The sequence below is a fragment of the Nostoc sp. genome (assembly GCF_036917575.1).
Taxonomy (GTDB): Bacteria; Cyanobacteriota; Cyanobacteriia; order Cyanobacteriales; family Nostocaceae; genus Nostoc.
The window spans coordinates 208,114-228,577 of the sequence record NZ_JBALDC010000050.1; the positions used below are offsets into that span (position 1 = coordinate 208,114).

Genomic DNA, 20,464 nt, shown 5'->3' on the forward strand with positions numbered 1-20,464 from the left:
TTTTTGGCAATACAGCTGCTTAAAAGACCTATATTGTTAGCCGTATTTGGTATCTGAGCCTACAAACCTAGTTTAAGAAACGGGAAGACTTGATTGGGTAAAGTTACTGCTGATTATCAATGAAAAGATGAAGAATATTTTGATAGTTTTATACGTTTAATTACTGATTTTATGCAAAAGTTTGCAGTTATAAAAGTAATATAAAATATTTTTGATTTCTGTACAATGTAGTAATTGGTAGGGATGCACAAATGTACTCCCCTACCACGTGTTCTATTGGTAAACTTTGCCGCCAAAAATCCTTGGCGTTCAGCTTGAGAAGAAATTTAATGAAGAAACTCAGCTATTCTTTCTACAGCAATTTCTAACAAAGGTGGCTCATGCACCAAGGCAAAACGGACATACCCCTCTCCAGATTTGCCAAAGCCAGCACCTGGAGAAACTGCTACACCAGTTTGTTTGACTAGCTGGGTACAAAATTCTACAGAGTTTTCACTCCAAGGTGAAGGCAATTTTGCCCAGATGTACATTGTGGCTTGGGGAGTGGGAACATTCCAGCCAATGCGGTGTAAAGCACTTATGAAAGCATCACGCCGCGCCTGAAAGGTAGCGACAGCAGATTCAACGCCAGCTTGAGGGCCAGTTAAGGCAGCGATCGCACCATTCAAAATCCCCTGATACTGATTAAAATCAACCGCAGCTTTTACCTGGCGTAAGGCATTAATTAACTGGGCATTACCGATAGCATAGCCAATGCGGAAACCGCCCATATTATAAGACTTGGAAAGGGTGAAAAATTCAATCGAGACGCTTTTCTCTAGATCGGCTTGCAAAATTGAAGGGACTAGGGATCGGGTATTAGGGATTGGGGATTGGGAAAGATTTTTTCTATTTCCTAATCCCCAGTCCTCAGTTTCCCCAAATACCAAATCTACATAAGGGAAATCGTGAACCAGCACGAGATTGTGTTTTTGACAGAAGGCGACAGCTTCTTGGAAGAAAGATAAAGGTGCGATCGCAGCAGTGGGATTATGAGGATAACTTAAGACCATCATCCGCGACTGAGCCAAGACTGGGGCAGGAATATCAGCAAACACTGGTAAAAAACCATTTTCTGCCAGTAATGGCATTGGGTGGATTTGACCACTGGCTAGGTAGACTCCTCCAGCATGGGAAGGATAACCTGGATCGAGCAACAGGGCAAAATCTCCTGGATTGAGTATTGCTAGGGGTAAATGGGCTGTGCCTTCCTGAGAACCAATCAGAGGTAGTACTTCAGTTTGAGGATCGACTTTGATACCAAATTTTTGTTCGTACCAGTTGGCCGCAGCTTCACGAAATCCTCGAGTACCGTTAAATAACAGATAGCCGTGGGTACTGCAATCGCTAAGAGATTGGGCGATCGCCTCAATAACGTGTGCCTCGGCTGGTAAATCAGAGGACCCCAACGATAAATCAATTACCTTTCGGCCAGCCGCCAAAGCGATTGCCTTGGCTCTGTCCATATCAGCAAATACATTAGATTTTAGGGGTTGTAAACGTTTTGCAAAGTGTATGTTAGTCATTAGTCATTGGTCATTGGTCATTTGCTATGAACTATCGACTAATTACTATTTAAGTGTGTATCTAAAAGAGCAAGTAATTTATCTTTACCAATGACTCCCTCAGTAGATATCAAAACTTCCTGGCCTTGAAATAGTCTGAGGGCAGGTACACCTTCCACTTGGTACTGCTTAACAGTGAGTGGGTTGGGATCGATTTCCATCTTAACGACTTTGAGGCGATCGCTATATTTGGTGGCAGCTGAGTTAATCAGGGGCGACATTAATTGACAAGGCCCACACCAAGAAGCCCAAAAATAAACTAATACAGGCTGCTCGGCTTTTAACACTTCGGTTTCAAACTCAGCATCGGTTATGGTGATTACAGCCTTACTCATTGCAGTCTCCATCAGGTGGCGATCAAAGTTGGCACACACAATACTTTATCCCAAAGTCGTCAATAGTCCATAATCAATAATTCATAATTATTAGGATTGTTAACTATTGACTTATGACGTAAAATCCCACAGCCAACAGGTGTGGGACTAGCTTAAATAATTTTTCTGTCAATTATTACAGTTGATCCAATTGCTTGCGTAGGGAATCTAATTCGGCATCAACCACCTCATTAGATTTAGGAGTTGTGGTTTGTTGTTGCGGTGGCAGTTGGGGTTGATTTTGGGGAGTGGCAGATGGTAGCATTTGCGCTTTCAAGGCTGCTAATTCATCATCAACATCGCTACTACCTTCCAACTGGGCAAATTGGCTTTCTAAATCTGCACCTGCTAACTCTCCTTGTGCTTGGGCCCTGGCTTCTTGCATCAAGACCTTTTCTTCCATCCGCTCGAAGGCAGACATTGCACTGCTGGTATTCATTCCACGCACCATACCTTGGAGTTGCTCTTGGGCTTTGGCAGTGGTAATTCTAGCTCTGAGCATTTCTTTCTTGGTCTTAGCCTCAGAAATTTTGCTTTCCAGCTGGATTAAGTTACGCTTAAGAGTTTCAACTTGGGTACTTTGTGTATCTAAACTAGCTTTCAGGGCTGTGCTGGTATCCGTATAAGTTTTCTTGCGCTCTAGAGCTTGTCGTGCTAAGTTTTCATCACCTTTTTGTAGCGCTAGTTGGGCATTGCGTTGCCACTTATTGATTTCATTTTGGGCATCATTGTACTGTTTCTCACTGCGTTTTTGGGCAGCGATCGTCTGGGCTACTCCCTGACGCAGCTGTACCAAGTCTTCCTGCATTTCCAGGATGGCTTGCTCTAGCATTTTTTCCGGGTCTTCGGCTTTGTTAACCAGGTCGTTGAGATTAGAACTAACTACTCGCTTAATGCGATCGAATAATCCCATAACTTTGTTTTTCCTTGTGTGATTTACGCTTTTTCTTGGACAGTTAGCTTTTTTACTTTTTTATAGCTACCTATTTCAATGTAATCTTTCTAGTTTGAATCAGTACCTCCTAACAACTCTTAATTGTTAAGATATCCCCAAACTGGGCTAATTAGTGGAACTTCAAGAATCCTGAGTTTTGGGTAACTGCTGTTGGGGGGGCTGTCCTGTCTTTTGGTCTTCAGTTAGGAGACTATTATGCTGTGTGTTTTCTGATTGCTTGAAAACCTGCACCTTCATCGCTGCCAATTCGGTATCTAGATCATTAGATTCCAAAGAAGTAAATTGTGTTTCCAAGTCGTCGCTGCTAAGTTGAGCTATGGCTTCTGATTGAGCTTCTATCTGCAAAACTTTTTCTTCCATGCGCTCAAAGGCACTCAGACTGCTGGTGGTAGAAACTCCGCCGAGCATTTCCTGGAGGCGATAAGAAGCTTCAGCAGAACGGGCGCGGGCAATATACATATCTTTTTTAGTTTTCGCCTCGGAAATTTTTAACTCTAGCGATCGCATATCCTTTTTTAGCCTAGCAACTATCTCATTTTGCTGCTCTATCTGCGAAAAGAGGGCTGTAGTGGTTTCTTTATAGGCTTGGCGCTTAGTCAAAGCTTCACGTGCTAGAGGTTCGTTGCCTTGTTGCAGGGCCAATTGAGCGCGGCGATACCATTCTTCCGTTTGAGACTGAGCTGCCGCTGCTTGTCGTTCAGTGCGTTTCTGGGTAGCGATCGCTTGTGCTACTCCCTGCCGTAACTGCACCAGATTTTCTTGCATTTCCAGGACAGCTTGCTCCAAAATTTTTTCTGGATCTTCTGTATCACCGACTAAACTATTGAGATTAGCGCGAATCACCCGCAGGATACGCTTGATTAATTCCATGTCGGCTCTCCATTCATGAAATCCAGTTCTGAGTGCTGAGTGCTGAGTCCTAAGTGAATAAGTGCTGTTAGCACTCATTGACTCAGGACTGTTATCTCATGGTATCGTAGATTTTTGCCATTTATGGCTGCTGAACTCGTGCCTTGATTCCCTTCGCTTCTAACAGTTTCATCTGTTGTTTTACTTGCTCTTTAGTTTTAAAAGCACCCAGATAAATCAATTCTTTACTGGGCGATAAATAAGCATCAGGAATTACTTGCCGTGCTGAGGCAAAAGCTGCGCCTCCATTATCTATCACGACATGATAAAACCCATCTGTTCCTGGTTTGATTTCTGCATCTGGTTTTTGTGAGGTTGCAATTGCCTTGGGCGAGGTTTTTGTCGGTGAAGTGGAAGGTGAATTTAAGGGAGGCAAGGATTGTAGAGTCGGTACTGGTGCTAAGGCGATCGGATTGGTCGGTTTTAGGGCTGTATTGGGGTTAGGCAATGGCGCTTGAGGATTTGCGCGGTTTTGAGGAACGACTGAATTAGGCACTACTGCGGGGGTTGGTTGGATTTTGGGTTTTAAGCCAACTACATCATTAGGATCTCTCACCTCAGGAAACTCGTCAGTAGCTAGATTGGGATATTTAGGTATAGATGTACTTGGTGGCTGGATTTGAGGCTGGACATTACTCCCAACTTCCTCAGTATTTTCTGGTGTGGGAGAGGAGTTGCCGTTAAATAAATTGCCTAAATTCCATTGGGGCAAGCTTTTGGGATTGAAGACTACATAACCCAAGGTAAGACTCGCCACTAATAGCAGCAACATGGAGCCAATACCCAAAGGTGATAGCAGACTGTCGCTAGAATTGCTTGGTTTTTTGGTTTCTGGTTGTTCTTCTGTCAGACTTCGCAGCAGTGCTTCACTAGATTCTAAATAGTCATCTGGGTGCTTGGGGCTATCATCTGGCTGCAAGTCATTTTCGCTTTTAGTATTGTTAACGATTGCTGGCACGATGCTGCTACTAAAGTTGGGTGGGGGTGGTGGAAGTTGAGTTTGTGTTTTAGCTGCATTAGATGTGGAGGACACATTAAGATTATTCAGTTCCTCAATTTTTGCCGTAGCTGGTGCTGGGTTCATCTCAGGATTCACAGCTACAGATGCAGGTGGTACATCAATTTTTGCCGTGGTTGGTGCTGGGTTCATCTCAGAATTTACGGGTACAGATGCAGGCGGTACGTTGGTTTTAATTTCCGTTGCTGATGACTGAGTTGTGCCCAATGTTGTCAAAATGGCAGTTAACGGTTGGGGTTGTCCGCTCATGTAACTTGCAACACGAGATTGGTTCGATGACACCAAACCAGTTCGCGTACGTCGGTATCGAGCTAACTCTTGATCTAGCGGCACTTCTAAACTTGCTAGTGCTGCTGCTAGAACTGGTTTCAACCCAGGTGTTTTAGACGATTGATGAGAACTAGAGTCATTCAGGGGTTTTTGAGTCATTGCTTTTGTGCCTCAAACTGTAGATTACTAGAATCAACTTTTAGATATATTTTGTGACAATAGTAGCGGAAATTATTTAAATAGATAGAGTGGGCATTGGGCATGGGGCATAGAGAAGAGACAAGGTAGACGAAGAAGAGGAGAAAGACAAGGGAGAGACTTGTTCAATAATTCCCCCTTGTCCCCTTGTCTCCTGCTTTCCACTCCCTCAGTCCCCAGTCCCCATTACCCCTTATCCCCAGAGGGGGCCCCACCTTCCCCAATTCCCACATTAAATAATGTCGTTGAAATCAATTAATGATGTCTTAAGGATTCTGGAAAAGCAGGCTAAATGGCAGGAGCAACCATTTCAACGCCTGCTCAAGTGTTGGGCAGAAGTTGTTGGCCCAGTGGTTGCTGCAAATACTCGACCATTGTCGATTCAACGCGATGTTTTATCGGTAGCAACTTCTAGTGCTGCTTGGGCGCAAAACCTGACTTTTGGTCGCACATCTCTACTTTTAAAGTTGAATAAAAAGCTGCCAACGCCTTTGGTTGATATTCGCTTCTCTACTGCTGGCTGGCAGAATCCGTCGGTGGAGATAAAACAGCAACAATCCGTTTCGGCTCATGAGCATCCCAGTTACCTTGGTGATGAGATTAACCGCCCTGATGCTACACCTACTAAAGATGTAAATGCGGCTTTTGGACATTGGACGAAGATTGTGCGATCGCGATCGCATGGACTACCCCTTTGTCCCCAGTGTCAATCTCCCACCCCACACGGTGAACTCCAGCGCTGGCAAGTCTGTTCTGTCTGTGCTGCTAAACAGTTTTCTAAGCAAAATAGTTGAGCGATTATTCCTTAGGCAGAATTTATCCTGACAAACTTGCTATATCACATCAAATAATTTTAATTATTGAGAAAAAACATATTGTACTGCTAAGAATGCCTAATTGGTATACAAAGCAGACTATTTCTCTGGTATTTTATGCTTTAAGCCCTCCTTAAGGAGGAAGTTAAAAGGCTGGATAAATAAAAACTTTTGGTTTTCGTCTTGATCCCTCATAAGTTTTAGACGATATCTATACCTAACGGTTTTAATGATTATTTAAATATATAACAAGATTATAAAAATATCCTAAAGTTTATTTTTTCCTTGGGATCGCTGAAACCTATATAAAATAATGACTTTTTGGCTTTTCTCCGTCTTTATATATAGAAGCAAAATATAAAGATGAACTTCAGCCAGAAACGGCACTAAAGATGAATCCAAATGAAACCTATTAAATTTTTAGCATCTGCCTGTAAATATTGCCGTCATTACCAGCCAGAAGGTCGCCGTGGTGGAACGTGCCAGCAGTTGGGCGCACCAGTTCAAGCAGCTTGGAAGGCTTGCTCTTTGGCACTCCCACCTTTTGCACCTTCTTGGGAAACCTTGGAGGATGCTTGGGGTTTGCCAGATATAGCCCCAGTTTTAACATCTTGCCAATCTCTAGCCTCAGATTTAGACAATACTGCTCTTGCTCCTTTAGAGGAAATAACTGCTTCGATACCTGAACAGGTAAAGACTAAAGTAGTGGTTATTTAGTCATCCATTATTACTGGACTAAGTTTGTAGTCTACTTAAAATAAGATTTGTTTTTAAGATTTTTAGTGCTGTAAAAGTTTATATATATAAAAATCGCACCCTTTAGTGAGGTGCGATTTTTGTAATTCTAAGGTAGCCAAGGAAAAGAACGAAAATCTGGTGGACGCTTTTCAAGAAAGGCTTGTTTTCCTTCAGATCCTTCTTCTGTCATGTAATAAAGTAGGGTGGCGTTGCCAGCAAGTTCTTGTAAACCAGCTTGTCCGTCACAATCAGCGTTGAAGGCGGCTTTAAGACACCGAATTGCGATCGGACTTTTTTCTAAAATCTCCTGCGCCCATTGAATACCTTCTGCTTCTAGTTGTTCCACTGGGACAACGCAATTAATTAAGCCCATTTCTAAAGCTTGTTGTGCATCATATTGGCGGCAGAGAAACCAAATTTCTCTAGCCTTTTTTTGTCCCACGATCCGGGCGAGATAGCTGGCTCCAAAACCACCATCGAAACTGCCGACTTTCGGGCCAGTCTGTCCAAAAATGGCGTTATCGGCAGCGATGGTAAGGTCGCAAATTAAGTGTAGGACGTGTCCACCACCGATCGCATATCCAGCTACTAGGGCAATCACCACTTTCGGCATGGAACGAATCAGGCGTTGTAAGTCCAGCACATTCAAGCGAGGGATGCCAGTATCATCCACATAACCTGCATGTCCCCGCACACTTTGATCGCCACCAGAACAGAAGGCATATTTGCCATCAGTGTGTGGACCATAACCAGTAAATAGGACAACACCAATAGTAGTATCTTCACGAGCATTACAGAAAGCGTCGTACAGTTCAAAGACGGTTTCAGGACGGAAAGCATTGCGTTTATGGGGACGGTTGATGGTGATTTTCGCAATACCATCAGTTTTTTGATACAGGATGTCTTCGTAGGTTTTGGCAGTTTGCCAGTTAATTTGCATTGGTATGGAGTGCGCTGTTGCTTCGAGAATTTTATCGCGGACGCAGGGACAAGTGATACCTGTGGTGGGCTACGCCTACGCTAAAATTGGTATCTCAAGCCTTTACAATCTGGTAATTGTCTGGGTGTTGAGGAATAAAAATATGTGAGTCAAAATACATTCCTTGAGTTTTAAGTTCTTTCGCATATTCTAGAATTGCTCTATCCGCATCTTTCCCACTTTCCTCAAAAAAAATGCGTAGCTTGCGTTCTTTGTAAATCGCATATTTTACTGAACGTTCAGCTAAAATAGTGAAGGCAGTTTTACACATCATCCAAATATCGTTATTGTATTTCTTTTTATAACGAGCATTGTAACCTGGTCGGTGGATAGCACATGCAATGATAGTAAACGGTAAATCGAGCATCAGCATTTCTAAGTCGCTCAAAAAATCCTGAGATTTATCTTTATTCTCTTCCTTACCTAACCAAGCAAAAGCTTTCTGTCGAGAACGGATTTTAGTAGAATGCAATGGTTCAGTAACATTCCATTTATTACAGAATTCTCGATGCGTTATTATAATATTTTCTATATTCTCTTCCTCCACTAAAATTCCACCTAAAGCAAAGCAATCAATACCATCACGGCGCGGTATTGCTTCTGAATCTGGATTACGGCTACCAGAGTCATCAAAATAAAGATGAAGTTCATTTGTCATATTTTAAACAATCTTGTGAACGCGCACTATTGCAATGTACTACATAGAGTAATAAAAAATATTCAGCAAATTTAAGCTAAGGCATTTTTTGAAGCTATAACTGAGCCAGATTGCTTATCGTTATTAGCAATTAAAATACTTTTGGTAAATAATTATTAACTTTAATTCCACAAGCATTCTATTTAATCAGCAGATTCAATCCTGCGATTCCAAAGCACCTAACACAATAGTTAAATTGCAATATCTGCGGCAAACCTACTCAAATGATCCTGTCGCCATTTCGCATCTGCTTTACGATTTGTCTGCAACTCTAAAACCCGAATTCCTGTAGTTGGAAGTGGGTTTAATTTTTGCTGCAACTGTTCCCAAGAAATAATTAATTCATGCTCAACATTATAGGTGGCGCATAACTGAGCAAAATCAATATCCTGGGGAGTGCCAAAAAACTCTTCAAATGGTGGATCAAATTTGGCAATGGGTAACATTTCAAAAATACCACCGCCATTGTTGTTAATTAATACAATCGTCAGATGTCCGACAAACTTATTACGGATTAAAAAACCATTAGTGTCATGCAACAGCGCTAAATCCCCCGTTAACATCACACTACTTTGGTGGCGATGGGCTATTCCTAATGCTGTGGATAATGTGCCATCAATGCCGTTTGCACCCCGGTTAAAATGCGATCGCACTCCTAAATTATTCGGTTTCCAAAAATATTCCACATCCCGCACAGGCATACTATTGGCAATAAACAGTGGCGTTCCAGGCGGTAAAATCTGAGAAATTAACCAAGCTGCTTTACTCTCAATGACTTCATCTATTTTCCCCATCGTCTGGTCAACAACTAACCTGACTTTAGCTTCCGCATCACACCATTGCTGCAAATAGTCTGAGGAGAAAGATAAATTTATCTCCTCTGCCTTTATATCTTCTACAGATATCCGTAAATGCGCCGTCCTCCCGTGCAATGGGTCGAGGTTTTGGTCACTCTTGTCAATTATCCAGCGTCGCGGCTGGGTTGCATCTATCCAGGTACGCAGTTCTTTACTCGTAGGCATTTCACCTATTTGAATTACCATTTCAGGCGTTAACTGCTTTGCTAGTTGCTGATTCCGCAAGATCAGGTCATAAGTAGAAATCAAATAAGGGTTGAGTTCGGCATAATTTCTCACTGGGGAAAGTCCCTCAGCTAGCACGGGCCATTTGAGAGTTTGGGAAAGGCGCGCGATCGCTCTACAATATTCCCGTGGTTGCGACAATTGGGCAACACCTGCGATAATAATGCCGCGATCGCATTCTTTCCATTCTTTGGGGATGGAGCATGGGGCATCGAGCATGGGGCATGGGTTTGTTATTGCTGCGAAAAAGTCTTCTGGGTGAAACTGGGACTGCAAATAGCTCAAATCAGTTCCATCAGGAACAGGTGCTAAAGGATCGCGAAAGGGAATATTCAAGTGTACTGGCCCCTTTGTAGGAGTTTGCGCTCTTTCCCAGCTATGAATTACCGTTTGTCGCAGATAAGCCAGCATTCCCAGATCCGCAGAGGGTAAAGCTAACTCTGTTTGCCAATTTGGATAGTTTCCATATAATCTCAATTGATCTATAGTTTGCCCAGAGTGACAATCTCGCAATTCTGGAGGTCTATCGGTGGTTAATATCAACAGTGGTACGCGACTATATGAGGCTTCAATGACTACTGAATAAAAATTTGCTCCTGCTGTACCAGAGGTGCAAACTAGTACCACCGATCGTCCGGTTGCTTTAGCTTGTCCCAAAGCAAAAAAGGCGGCGGAACGTTCATCAAGAATGGAAATTGCTTCAATCTTAGGTGCTTGTTGAGCAAAAGCGATCGCTAAAGGTGTTGAGCGCGATCCAGGACAAATGATCGCACAAGTCAATCCCAACCGCTTTAGCGTCTCTGTTAAAATATAAGCCCAAAGTTGATTAACATTCCTATAAGCGATCGGTATTAAATCAAACATAGTTATAAAACAATCTTAAATTTTAGATTTTGTCTAAGGAAATTCAATTTAAAATCCATCAATGCGGTAATAGAATCCAATACCGCCACGCGAGTTTCTGAGAAAGATAAATCTCCAGCAAACTTGCTCCACTTTCTACAAAATGCACAATTTGCTCTCAAACTTTTATGGACTGCATTCATTTAACAGGAATTCGCGGCTATGGCTACACTGGGTATCTACCAGAAGAACAGGTGCTAGGACAATGGTTTGAGGTAGATGTGAGGTTATGGTTGGATATCTCCACAGCAGCCAAGACTGACGCGATTGAAGATACCTTAGATTATCGCAGCGTCATTAGCTTGATACAACATCTGATCAAAACGTCTAAGTTTGCTTTGCTGGAGAAATTGGTAGCGACGATCGCAGATTCTATCCTCCAAGAGTGCAATCGTGTAACAAAAGTCCAAGTCACTCTCAGCAAACCTGCTGCACCTATTCCAGACTTTGGTGGCAAAATTAGCATTGAACTGACTAAAATCAAGTCCGATATTTAATTCATAAAATGTGTTTTTTTTCAATATCTATTAGCTAGCAAAGAACAGGGGGTTTAGATGGAACTGGGGAATGTCTCACAATCAGATATTTCCTGCCATTATTGCCCTCGGCGGCTGATGATGATCAAAAAGCTAAAAATACTACGATCTGCTGATGAGCATTTAACTTGTATATTTTCAGAGAATAGAAATTGTGATTAAGTATTAGCCACAATCTGTAGGGCTAGTATTAGATTTATAAAATACGCGTAGTGTCGTGGCAAAGTTAAAATAGTGCATTAAAAATGTATCAATCTAATTTAAATTTGATGTTATTAGCATCATATTAGCTACATAAATTCATCAAAATTAGCTTTGATAAGCATATAAATTGCCGGAGATTAGTAACATAATGTTATTTACTCATTAGTCAGTATTAATATCAAGCAGGAATACAGAATAGTTAGAGATTGTTTATGATCGGATAAGCACTTTTAACTTGAGTTGACACTGACAACGAAAGTCTGAACCTTAGCAAACAGGTTATTTTAACATGTTCGTCCGCAAAATCCTAGTTGTTGAGGATGAAAAAAATATAGCCTCAAATATCAGAAAAAGTTTACAAAAATTAGGTTATTTAGTATCAAAAATAACTGAATCTGGTGAGGAGGCAATAAAAAAGGTAGCAGAAACTCATCCATATTTAGTATTAATTGATATCTGCATAGTTAGATAAATAGACGGTTTCCACGTAGCAGATATTATCCAGAATCATTTCCATGTGCCTGTAGTATATCTAACAAAGTGTTTGGAATATAAAATATTACATAAAAATCAGTTAAGTGAGCCTTTTAGTTACATAGTCAAATCATTTATCGAAAGTAATTTACATTTTGTGATTAAAATGACCCCGTACAAACATGAGAACAAAAAAATATTATACGAAGAAAAACAGAGGATGATGGCAATTATTAATAGTATGGGTTATGCAGTGATTGTGACCTATGCAAATGGTTGTATTGAAATGATGAATCCCATAGCAGAACTAATCACTGGTTGGAAACAAAGTGAAGCATTTGGGAAAGATTTAATAGAAGTCGTTAACTTAGTTAATAAAGATGTAGGAGAAAAAATTGAAAATTTGGCCACTTATGTAATCGAAGCAGGTGAAGTTTTCAACTTACCAGAAAACTGCACATTGATTACCAAAGACGGCAAAGAAATAGTGATTGGAGATAATGTTGCACCTATCCGCGATCGAGATGGCAATATTACTGGCGCAGTTTTAGTTTTTCAAGACATCACTAAACGTAAGCAGACAGAGGTGCAACTGATCCGCAATGCATTTTATGATGGGCTAACAGAATTACCGAATCGTGTTTTATTTTTAGATCGGCTCGGACAAACTATTGAACGTAGCAAACGCAGAAGTGATTATTATTTTGCAGTTTTATTTTTGGATTTAGATGGATTCAAAGAGATTAACGATCGCTTTGGGCATGGAATAGGGGATGATTTTTTAGTAGCAATTGCTAGACGTTTAGAGTCGTGCTTACGTGGTGGCGATACTTTAGCACGATTTGGTGGTGATGAGTTTACTGTTCTTTTAGAGGATATTAAAGGCATTACCGACGCTACCAATGTTGCCAAACGTATTCAAGATTCCTTAAGATTGCCAGTTAACCTAAATGGATATCAATTATCTACTACAGCTAGCATTGGTATTACTTGGAATTTTAGTAATTATGAGGAGCCTGCAACTCTGCTGCGGGATGCTGATATTGCAATGTACCAAGCTAAACGGCAGGGAAAAGCTACTTATGCCATATTTAGTTAAGAATGCAAATGATACTTTAGCCGCTAATAAGGTTATCATACACAACCGAGAAGCCCGATAAATCTGTTATGGAAAAAACCGAAAAACAGAAAATGCTCGCAGGCGAATTATATCTTGCTGAAGATCCAGAATTGGCTGTGGAAAATAAGCGAGCCAATCGTCTGTTGCGAAGGTATAATTCTACAACTGAAGAACAGCAAGAGCAGCGACAGCAAATTTTGCAAGAATTATTTGGAAAAATCGGTGACAAAATATTAATTGTGCCACCCTTTCACTGTGACTATGGCAGTAATATTTTCGCTGGCGACAAATTCTATATGAACTATGGCTGTGTAATTTTAGACTGTAATACAGTTCACATTGGTGAAAATGTTTTGTGCGCTCCTTATGTACAAATTTATACTGCTTATCACCCAACAGAGCCAGAAATTCGTCTTTCTGGTAGAGAATTAGCTGCCCCTGTTAACATTGGTAATAATGTCTGGATTGGTGGCAATGCAATTATTTGTCCAGGTGTAACTATTGGTGATAACACAACCATTGGTGCTGGTAGTGTAGTTGTCAAAGATATACCTGAGAATGTTGTCGCTGCTGGCAATCCCTGCCGCGTCATTCGGTATTTATCCTAGAATTTAAAATTTATAACCTCTAGCAATCCAATAGAGCCAGTCTGCGATCGCTTCTTGAGTTTCACTGTCAACATCAATGGCTGCTATTTCAGATAATTTTGCAGAATATACATCATCATCCTTACCATTAATATAAGCTACTTCGACAAACATATCTTTTAAGCACTCATCATCTGGGGCCATTCCCAGTACTTCAACTTTTTTCTCCTCGACAGCACCTGATTTGCGTCCCTTCTTAGTCCATGTAGCCAAAAAGGGAAAATTCAGAACCTCTTCGAGGTAGTAGTACCAACCCATAGCCCGGTCTTCTTTGTCTTCAGCATCTACAATAATCTCTGTTTTAATGCGATGCTCTCGGTTTTCGTCAGCTTCAACACTAGGCATAAGATAACACTTTGCGTATAATGCATTTTGATAATACTACCAAAATGTTTCTAAAATCATAGTTAAATATATCTATTCTGTCCACTTAATTACTTATTCACCTCTCAAAACCCCACCCCTTAATCTTCTCTTTGGAAACTCTTAGGGCAGGGTGGGGTGAAACGACTGTGGCAATCATAACTAATTATCTGGAAATGATTTGAAGAAGAATTCAGAAGTCAGAATCCAGGAGTCAGAACAAGAAAGTGGGGGATTCGACCCGCCACTAATTGAAGACTGCTAAATCGTTCGCGCAGCATCTCGTAGAGAAGATTTAGCGGGGGTACAAAAACGCCGTTTATTCATCCGCCAGTCGTACAGAATTCATGCTGAATTATGACTCCTGACTCCTGAATTCTGTTTTGATAAACTCTACAAAAAACCGCTTGTCAATGACAAACGGTTTTCTAGTTATTGTTCTTAAGGGAAACTTATTCGTTGTACTAAGATGTCAAGTTTTTCTTAGCGCTCAAGCACAAAATTTCACAGATTAAACAAGTCTCAAATCAGGATAATTTGCTAACACATCATCAGATGTGAGGGTATCATTTTCAGCTTGCGGAGTCCAAAGAACTTCAATTGCCAGAAGCTTGTCGCTAGAGATACTACCAATTTGCCGCAAAGCTTGACGCAAATCATCAGCACTATTAATAGCTGTGGGGATTTGAAACTTACCTAGTGTCGCCGCCAACAAAGTGACGATAATGTATTCACCAGGGCCTTCGGTAATTAGGCGGGTGGGGTTGTCGAGTTCACCAGCCGCAGGTAAAGCATCTTCGGCATGGGCTGCTTTTAGCTGGTTGTTGACGTTAGAAAGAGTTTCTTCGCTAAACTTGCTGCGTTCTGCCAGTGACAGCCGATTAAACTGACTTTCAGCTGAATTCAAACTGGCTTGTTGAGTGCCACCACCTGCATATACAAAGTATTCGGGATGGCGGAGTAAAGCGAGGCTGGCTTCTTGGAGAATTTCTGCTCTGCCTTCTGGGGTGTTAGTATCAGCAGTCTCAGCAATGTGGTTAAGTTCATTTTGCAATTCCCGAGCTTGAGCTAACAAACCTACTTGCAAACGAGTTACAGAAACAGAAGAGTTACTGCTGTAATCGGCTTCTCCAGTTTCACCACTAGAGACGCGGCGGAAAGTTTGCAATAAGAAATTAGCGATCGCCAAGAAAATTAAGATGGTAAATATACCACCAAATCCTCCTCCAATACCCCAAAAGGGAAGTAGGAAGGGAAAGCCAAAACCACCACCAGGATAGTATCCGCCCCCGCCAGGAGGTGCATAAGTGCGCGGTGTATAGGTGCGGCTGGAAGGCATTCTAAAGGAGCCACCACCGATGCGACCCCCACTGCGGGCTGCTAATGCGCCGTCAGCATGACCAAGAGCCAAAGCTAACACCAAGCTTAGGGCTAAGAAGGTTTTTAACAGCGGTTTGATGGTTTGTTGTAGTTTTTTACGCATAAGACTATCGCTTGAAAAACAAAATTATTATTTATGATTTCTGCCTGTCTTGGGAGCAGTGTTGCAGGATGTCGCTAACTAGCCGGTAACAAGCAAGTTTGTAGCATTTATGTAGCATTCGCTTTTAGAAGCTACATATTTAATTTACCGCGTCTTATCTTTGGTAAGTAGCGATCGCAGGGGGGATTTCTCGACTGGGGAACCGTACCTGAAGACATGTTTATCTTCACAGAAATTTGCGATCTCTACAATGGTCACTAAGTTTTGTCGTACCATTTCGTAAAAGCAAGCTAGCAAGAGCGTCTCGTAGAGAAGTGCAGGCTATGCCTACGGGCAATTGTTTGCTATGCCTCGGACTAGCAGTTTCAGACTACAGTTTTGAATTATACAGATGATTTTAATTTTTAGTAATTATTTTAACTAATTTTTTTAATTATTTACTGAAACAGTGTTGAGTAAAAAATAGGACTGAGGCAAACAACCAAATAGCGAGTGAGGCTGATTTTTCACAGAATTTCAAAAATCTCTCTTTTTCATATCTCATCTACCAAATTCGTTTTAAAACAAATAAAATAACAATGATGGCTTTGAAAGTAATTCTAATTGTAAAGATTAAAAACTATCTGAAAATATAGTCATCAACTTTATTATGGAACATATTTCTCAACTCACAGCCGAAATCAGAGACAAAGCTGCATACCCAGATATCCTAGTCATATCCCGGATCTTTCTCCCGAAAGAAGCTGTAATTGGGGAATATATCTACAATCGTTGTCTGCAAGATCCAGAACGAATCATTGTGCTGGCAGCTAGTTGCTCAGGAGATCGAGTATTTGATCAAAATCAACAGTTTCCTGTGTATCGCTGGTACGATCCTAAATATTGGCTTTGTGGCTATGTGGGAAATATCCTGAAGCCTTTGGTCAATATCGTCTGCTCATTTGTCCTAGCAATTAAACTCTATTTTCGCTATCACTATCGTTACATAGAGTGGGGCCACGGCTATGATTTTCCTTCACTGTTGCTGTTGAGCTATTTGTTACCTATTCGCTTTTTTATCTATCTGCACGGCAACGATCTTCTTTGTACTTTACACAATCCCGTGCTGCGATCGCTATTTAAATTAACACTCAAACGTGCCGAAGGCATTGTTTGTAACAGTTCTTATACAAGAGATTACCTCAGAACTGCTTTCCGATTAAATACTCCTACACACGTTATTAATCCAGAAATCAGAACAGAGAAATTTGGTAATAATGTAGCGAGTCCCAGTAGCCTTGACGATTTACGTGTTTGCGTGCGTCAGGCGTACAACATTCCCGAATCAGCAATAGTTATTCTCTCCATCGGCAGGCTAGTAAAAGATAAAGGTTTCGACCGAATAATTGATAACATTCCACTATTGCTAACTTTTGGGGTCGATGTCCACTATATAATCTGCGGTCAAGGGTCAAGTGAATCGGAACTGAAATCTTTAGCGCATCGTTTGCGGGTAAATAAGCGCGTCCACTTTGTCGGATATGTGCCTGAGCGAGAATTAGCAGGTTATTATGCTGCTTGCGACATATTTGCCATGCTGACTTTATTGGATACTAAAGCTAATAGCATGGAAGGTTTTGATATGGTTTATTTAGAAGCAAGTTATTTCGGTAAGCCAGTAATTGCCCCTCGCTTAGGCGGTATTTTAGATACAGTTCAGCATGAGGAGAATGGGATACTGGTTAATCCCAATTCTGGTTATGAAGTGTTTCAAGCTTTCAATCGGTTGTGCAAAGAGCAGCAACTACGCGAGCAGCTTGGTCGCAAAGGTAAAGAATTAGCTAAACGTAGAACTCTTCATCGATCGCTTTACAAATCAGATTTGTGAGGTTTTTATTATATTCAACGACAGACATTAAGTTTTTTCTTTTGATCGGGATCGGTGACAAAGTAATCTTTAAGGCGATCGCATCCTTCATGCAGCAGTTCATCTAATCCCTGGATATTCCACACAATTACCGTCTTGTCTTCACTGGCTGTAGCTAGAAGTTTACCATCTGTCTTAAAGTTTTCACATACTTAAGAGCCTCTGCACTTGTTAAGGCAATCTGTAAAGCTGGTTCCCCTATCCTCATAAAATTTTGCCAGACAGTTTCATTGTCATCCCACATCAAAGGATTTTGTATTTTGTCTAACACTTTACTTTGACAGTTGATAATATTAACTATTTCTTTAATATAGGCACTTTGCTGATTTCCAACATCTTGAATATTAGTAAGTTTTTGCAAAATTAAATTATTTGACTTATTTATATCTTCTCTTATCGTTATAAGTTCATATTCTATATTTTGTAGCATCTTTTTTATTTCAGCATCTCTCAATAAAGCAAATCTTGTATTTGACACTTTAAATAAATTACATTTAAGGATAGTATTATATTTTTGCAGAAATCCAACTTTATCGCCTTTATCATTGGCATCAAGAGCCTGTTCATATAAACGTTTGCCAATCCTATCCACTATAAAATCACGATAAATTTCATCTATTCCTTTTGACTCTATTGTTTTTTGAAATTCTGTAAGTAAAGACTGACACTCTAAAGCTACACCCTTATCTAAAGCTTTTTCTCTTAGGTCTTTCGGCGCTGCTTCAAAGTTAGAAAGAAAAGCAATATATTCAGGAATTGTATTTACTTTTTCTGCTATTTGATAAGCTATTTCATAAAGTCTATAATTTGCTTGTTTTGCTTCATAGTTTTGAGAATAATGTTGCAAAAAATACTGATAACCAACAATTAAGTCAGCCTTTTCTGTCAATTGATAAATATGATGAATAGCTTTATTTCTCAAATCATCAAAATTAGCACTATCTAGTAAAAAAATTTCATAGGCTTTAATACTATTATGTAATTCCGCTAATTCAAAAAGCCTTTTCACTTGACTTTCTCTCAGCAATTTTAACTGTTTTTCTGTATAAGTAAGTTCTTCTTGTAAGTAACTTTTTTCTTGACTCAGATCATAGTTTTTTGCAATCAATTGACTCAGATCATAGTTGTTTGCAATCAATGTTTTATCATCACAACCAACACTAACTATAGATAAAATAATTACTAAAAAAATTGATATTATTTTGTTTATAGTAAGACTTAGTTTTTTCATAACTTCTTGATAATTAAAAGATATACGTAGCAACCCGTCTAAAACCTTTTAAAATAAAAGATTATCAGCAATGTCAAATATTGAAAAGTATTTGTATTAATTTATTAATTATTTGTAACTATAAGTTGTCAAATAGTTTAGACTAGTCCGCGGTGCGAAACTCAAAAGCCTTACAGTGATTGTAAAAGGTTTTTTATTACTTGAAGTTCCAAGATGATGCGACTTTTAGAATCTAACGATAATTTTGCAACCCCAAATAGGTTGATCAGAAATATGCTGAAAACCTTGAGGTTGAAACAGACTAAGACTGTTTCAATTTAACTAACCACCACCAACGATAGTTACCACTTCTAAGCGATCGCCTGGTTGCACTTTTGTTTCCGTCCAAAACTGGCGGTGTAAAATTTCGCCATTATATTCTACAGCCACCAAGCGGGGGTTAAAACCCAACTGTTGAAGTAAGTCGGGTAAAGAAGTTTGAAACGAACAGCTATGGGTTTCCCCATTTACCTGAATCGTAATCTCGTTAGACATAAATGTGGGGAATGGGGTATTAGGTATTGGTTACTTTACTTATTTTGGATGAATGAGAAATGACAAACGACTCTTTTAGAGTTCTGGTTTAATGCGATTGAGTTGAGAGAGCAAATATTGCGTTACTAGGGTAGGCTGTTCGGCTTGTATGAGCGATCGCACCACCGCTACACGTTTTGCTCCAGCATCAATCACATCATTGATATTATTGGCATCTATTCCCCCAATCGCAAACCAGGGAATTGAGCAATTTTTAGCTGCATAGCCGACGTATTCTAGCCCTGTTGCTGCCTTACCTACTTTTGTGGGAGTTTCATAAACTGGCCCGACGCCAATATAATCTACACCTTCAGCAATTGCTGCTTGCATTTCTTCTTTATTTGTGGTTGAAAGCCCTAGCAGACGTTGCGAACCCAGTAATTGCCGAGCAACAGCAATAGGCATATCTTGTTGTCCCAGATGCACCCCATCGGCATCGACAGCTAAAGCTACATCCACGCGATCGTTAACGATGAACAAAGCACCGTAGATGTGGCATAACTGTCGTAATTTTTTCGCTTGTTCCAGCCGCAAAGAATCATCGGCGGTTTTGTCGCGGTATTGTAATAGCGTTAATCCCCCTTTGAGTGCAGCTTCGACAGTGCTCAACAAATTTTCACTAGGGGAAGTCACAAGATACAAACGCGATCGCCACAACAATTGATGGCGCTGATGACCCATTAAACTACTTTCTAAGGTATAAACCTGATAGCGCATCTGCTTACAAGCTTTAGCCATATTTGGCAGGGTTAGCTTGCTGTATTCTTCCAACACCCGTAATGCTTCTTCTATCCGGCAAAAGTTAGCTTGCAAGACCGATTTTATACTAGCTCGTTGTTCTTCTTGAGGATGAGTCAATTCAGTCCCAGGATCGCCTGGTGTATCTCGCGCCGCCCGTAATTCTGGGGTATGCCACTTGGCTACTTCTTGTCGCAGCCGCTTGCATTCAAGAGTTAATTGGGCATTATTCAACCCAAATCGACACCATTCCTCAATAATTCGCAAGCCCTCACGAGCACGGTCTAAATTGGCATCTAAAATGCGGTAAACAACTTGCTGTATTTGCTCTTTTTGGCTGTATGGCTCGACCATCACAACAACCCCATTAGTACTTTCATCGAAGTGTGAATTATCATGAGTCCTAGTAACCATAAGTTAATTAATTTGCTTTTTTTACTAATTTTTGCGGAATTTACGTAAAACGATGTAGTAGTGAGGGTTACGGTAAATTATCCCATGTTCCTATAGACAGTGATAAGGGTAGTTTGAGGCTACAGTTTCGCACTGAGCTTAGTCAAGTATTTTATGGTAGACGATAAGCTGACAAGGACTGGCAAAAAGAAATACACCAGAAAATCTACAATAGATATATTAGTGAAAAAGTA

18 protein-coding genes and 1 pseudogene are annotated in these 20,464 nt (G+C 40.5%); 6 read left to right on the top strand and 13 right to left on the bottom strand.

Features of this window, described 5'->3' with window-relative positions; genetic code table 11:
* Window positions 1–326: 326 nt before the first annotated feature.
* The 5 genes from V7K79_RS14335 to V7K79_RS14355 all read right to left on the bottom strand — a co-directional run bounded on the left by V7K79_RS14335 (window position 327) and on the right by V7K79_RS14355 (window position 5,289).
* The gene (locus V7K79_RS14335; RefSeq protein WP_335048592.1) at window positions 327–1,565 is read right to left on the bottom strand and encodes an LL-diaminopimelate aminotransferase; all 1,239 of its coding nucleotides are present in this window, start codon (window positions 1,563–1,565) and stop codon (window positions 327–329) included.
* Between the two features lie 38 nt (window positions 1,566–1,603).
* Window positions 1,604–1,939: a thioredoxin family protein gene (locus V7K79_RS14340; RefSeq protein ID WP_335048901.1), complete on the bottom strand. Its 336-nt coding sequence runs from the start codon at window positions 1,937–1,939 to the stop codon at window positions 1,604–1,606.
* A 175-nt stretch (window positions 1,940–2,114) separates the two neighbouring features.
* Entirely contained in the window at window positions 2,115–2,891 is a 777-nt protein-coding gene (locus V7K79_RS14345) for a PspA/IM30 family protein (protein WP_335048593.1), read from the bottom strand.
* Window positions 2,892–3,053: 162 nt separating this feature from the next.
* Entirely contained in the window at window positions 3,054–3,803 is a 750-nt protein-coding gene (locus tag V7K79_RS14350; RefSeq protein ID WP_335048594.1) for a PspA/IM30 family protein, read from the bottom strand.
* A 121-nt stretch (window positions 3,804–3,924) separates the two neighbouring features.
* On the bottom strand, window positions 3,925–5,289 hold the full coding sequence (locus V7K79_RS14355) for a hypothetical protein (protein ID WP_335048596.1): 1,365 nt from the start codon (window positions 5,287–5,289) through the stop codon (window positions 3,925–3,927).
* 278 nt (window positions 5,290–5,567) lie between these two features.
* Between V7K79_RS14355 and V7K79_RS14360 the strand changes: the two genes are divergently transcribed.
* The gene (locus V7K79_RS14360; protein ID WP_335048598.1) at window positions 5,568–6,122 is read left to right on the top strand and encodes a DUF721 domain-containing protein; all 555 of its coding nucleotides are present in this window, start codon (window positions 5,568–5,570) and stop codon (window positions 6,120–6,122) included.
* 423 nt (window positions 6,123–6,545) lie between these two features.
* A complete protein-coding gene (locus V7K79_RS14365) occupies window positions 6,546–6,860 on the top strand; it encodes a hypothetical protein (protein WP_335048600.1) in 315 nt (104 codons plus the stop codon).
* 127 nt (window positions 6,861–6,987) lie between these two features.
* Here V7K79_RS14365 and menB read toward each other — a convergent pair whose 3' ends face one another.
* The 3 genes from menB to menD form a co-directional block, all read right to left on the bottom strand.
* Window positions 6,988–7,821 (bottom strand): 1,4-dihydroxy-2-naphthoyl-CoA synthase, encoded by an 834-nt coding sequence (menB, locus tag V7K79_RS14370; protein ID WP_163936219.1) that lies wholly within the window; start codon window positions 7,819–7,821, stop codon window positions 6,988–6,990.
* A gap of 94 nt (window positions 7,822–7,915) precedes the next feature.
* Window positions 7,916–8,518 carry a hypothetical protein gene (locus V7K79_RS14375; RefSeq protein WP_335048602.1) on the bottom strand — a complete coding sequence of 201 codons (603 nt, stop codon included), beginning with the start codon at window positions 8,516–8,518 and terminating at the stop codon, window positions 7,916–7,918.
* A gap of 230 nt (window positions 8,519–8,748) precedes the next feature.
* Window positions 8,749–10,503 (bottom strand): 2-succinyl-5-enolpyruvyl-6-hydroxy-3-cyclohexene-1-carboxylic-acid synthase, encoded by a 1,755-nt coding sequence (menD, locus tag V7K79_RS14380; RefSeq protein ID WP_335048604.1) that lies wholly within the window; start codon window positions 10,501–10,503, stop codon window positions 8,749–8,751.
* 167 nt (window positions 10,504–10,670) lie between these two features.
* Between menD and folB the strand changes: the two genes are divergently transcribed.
* From folB to V7K79_RS14395, 3 genes and pseudogenes are all read left to right on the top strand, one after another.
* Window positions 10,671–11,039: a dihydroneopterin aldolase gene (gene folB / locus V7K79_RS14385; RefSeq protein WP_335048606.1), complete on the top strand. Its 369-nt coding sequence runs from the start codon at window positions 10,671–10,673 to the stop codon at window positions 11,037–11,039.
* A 532-nt stretch (window positions 11,040–11,571) separates the two neighbouring features.
* A pseudogene (locus tag V7K79_RS14390) lies at window positions 11,572–12,855 on the top strand (diguanylate cyclase domain-containing protein).
* A gap of 68 nt (window positions 12,856–12,923) precedes the next feature.
* A complete protein-coding gene (locus V7K79_RS14395) occupies window positions 12,924–13,484 on the top strand; it encodes a sugar O-acetyltransferase (protein WP_335048608.1) in 561 nt (186 codons plus the stop codon).
* 3 nt (window positions 13,485–13,487) lie between these two features.
* On the opposite strand, the gene V7K79_RS14400 is transcribed toward V7K79_RS14395, so the two are convergent.
* Both V7K79_RS14400 and V7K79_RS14405 read right to left on the bottom strand, forming a co-directional pair.
* Window positions 13,488–13,868 (bottom strand): calcium-binding protein, encoded by a 381-nt coding sequence (locus tag V7K79_RS14400; RefSeq protein ID WP_335048610.1) that lies wholly within the window; start codon window positions 13,866–13,868, stop codon window positions 13,488–13,490.
* A gap of 529 nt (window positions 13,869–14,397) precedes the next feature.
* Window positions 14,398–15,369, bottom strand: a complete 972-nt coding sequence (locus V7K79_RS14405; protein ID WP_335048612.1) for a DUF1517 domain-containing protein — start codon at window positions 15,367–15,369, stop codon at window positions 14,398–14,400.
* Window positions 15,370–16,018: 649 nt separating this feature from the next.
* On the opposite strand from V7K79_RS14405, the gene V7K79_RS14410 reads away from it, so the two are divergent.
* Complete coding sequence (locus V7K79_RS14410) at window positions 16,019–17,236, top strand: glycosyltransferase family 4 protein (RefSeq protein ID WP_335048614.1); 1,218 nt, start codon at window positions 16,019–16,021, stop codon at window positions 17,234–17,236.
* Between the two features lie 154 nt (window positions 17,237–17,390).
* Here V7K79_RS14410 and V7K79_RS14415 read toward each other — a convergent pair whose 3' ends face one another.
* The 3 genes from V7K79_RS14415 to V7K79_RS14425 form a co-directional block, all read right to left on the bottom strand.
* Entirely contained in the window at window positions 17,391–18,506 is a 1,116-nt protein-coding gene (locus V7K79_RS14415) for a hypothetical protein (RefSeq protein ID WP_335048616.1), read from the bottom strand.
* 321 nt (window positions 18,507–18,827) lie between these two features.
* The gene (thiS, locus tag V7K79_RS14420; protein ID WP_335048618.1) at window positions 18,828–19,040 is read right to left on the bottom strand and encodes a sulfur carrier protein ThiS; all 213 of its coding nucleotides are present in this window, start codon (window positions 19,038–19,040) and stop codon (window positions 18,828–18,830) included.
* Between the two features lie 75 nt (window positions 19,041–19,115).
* Entirely contained in the window at window positions 19,116–20,231 is a 1,116-nt protein-coding gene (locus V7K79_RS14425) for a thiamine phosphate synthase (RefSeq protein WP_335048619.1), read from the bottom strand.
* Window positions 20,232–20,464: the final 233 nt, after the last annotated feature.

Bases quoted from the DNA above. Each gene is read 5' to 3' on its own strand.
- V7K79_RS14415 (WP_335048616.1), bottom strand. From the start codon at position 18,506: ATGAAAAAACTAAGTCTTACTATAAACAAAATAATATCAATTTTTTTA.
- V7K79_RS14360 (WP_335048598.1), top strand. From the start codon at position 5,568: ATGTCGTTGAAATCAATTAATGATGTCTTAAGGATTCTGGAAAAGCAG.
- V7K79_RS14425 (WP_335048619.1), bottom strand. From the start codon at position 20,231: ATGGTTACTAGGACTCATGATAATTCACACTTCGATGAAAGTACTAAT.
- V7K79_RS14375 (WP_335048602.1), bottom strand. From the start codon at position 8,518: ATGACAAATGAACTTCATCTTTATTTTGATGACTCTGGTAGCCGTAAT.
- V7K79_RS14410 (WP_335048614.1), top strand. From the start codon at position 16,019: ATGGAACATATTTCTCAACTCACAGCCGAAATCAGAGACAAAGCTGCA.
- menD (WP_335048604.1), bottom strand. From the start codon at position 10,503: ATGTTTGATTTAATACCGATCGCTTATAGGAATGTTAATCAACTTTGG.
- V7K79_RS14395 (WP_335048608.1), top strand. From the start codon at position 12,924: ATGGAAAAAACCGAAAAACAGAAAATGCTCGCAGGCGAATTATATCTT.
- thiS (WP_335048618.1), bottom strand. From the start codon at position 19,040: ATGTCTAACGAGATTACGATTCAGGTAAATGGGGAAACCCATAGCTGT.
- V7K79_RS14400 (WP_335048610.1), bottom strand. From the start codon at position 13,868: ATGCCTAGTGTTGAAGCTGACGAAAACCGAGAGCATCGCATTAAAACA.
- V7K79_RS14405 (WP_335048612.1), bottom strand. From the start codon at position 15,369: ATGCGTAAAAAACTACAACAAACCATCAAACCGCTGTTAAAAACCTTC.
- V7K79_RS14355 (WP_335048596.1), bottom strand. From the start codon at position 5,289: ATGACTCAAAAACCCCTGAATGACTCTAGTTCTCATCAATCGTCTAAA.
- V7K79_RS14340 (WP_335048901.1), bottom strand. From the start codon at position 1,939: ATGAGTAAGGCTGTAATCACCATAACCGATGCTGAGTTTGAAACCGAA.
- V7K79_RS14345 (WP_335048593.1), bottom strand. From the start codon at position 2,891: ATGGGATTATTCGATCGCATTAAGCGAGTAGTTAGTTCTAATCTCAAC.
- V7K79_RS14335 (WP_335048592.1), bottom strand. From the start codon at position 1,565: ATGACTAACATACACTTTGCAAAACGTTTACAACCCCTAAAATCTAAT.
- folB (WP_335048606.1), top strand. From the start codon at position 10,671: ATGGACTGCATTCATTTAACAGGAATTCGCGGCTATGGCTACACTGGG.
- menB (WP_163936219.1), bottom strand. From the start codon at position 7,821: ATGCAAATTAACTGGCAAACTGCCAAAACCTACGAAGACATCCTGTAT.
- V7K79_RS14350 (WP_335048594.1), bottom strand. From the start codon at position 3,803: ATGGAATTAATCAAGCGTATCCTGCGGGTGATTCGCGCTAATCTCAAT.
- V7K79_RS14365 (WP_335048600.1), top strand. From the start codon at position 6,546: ATGAAACCTATTAAATTTTTAGCATCTGCCTGTAAATATTGCCGTCAT.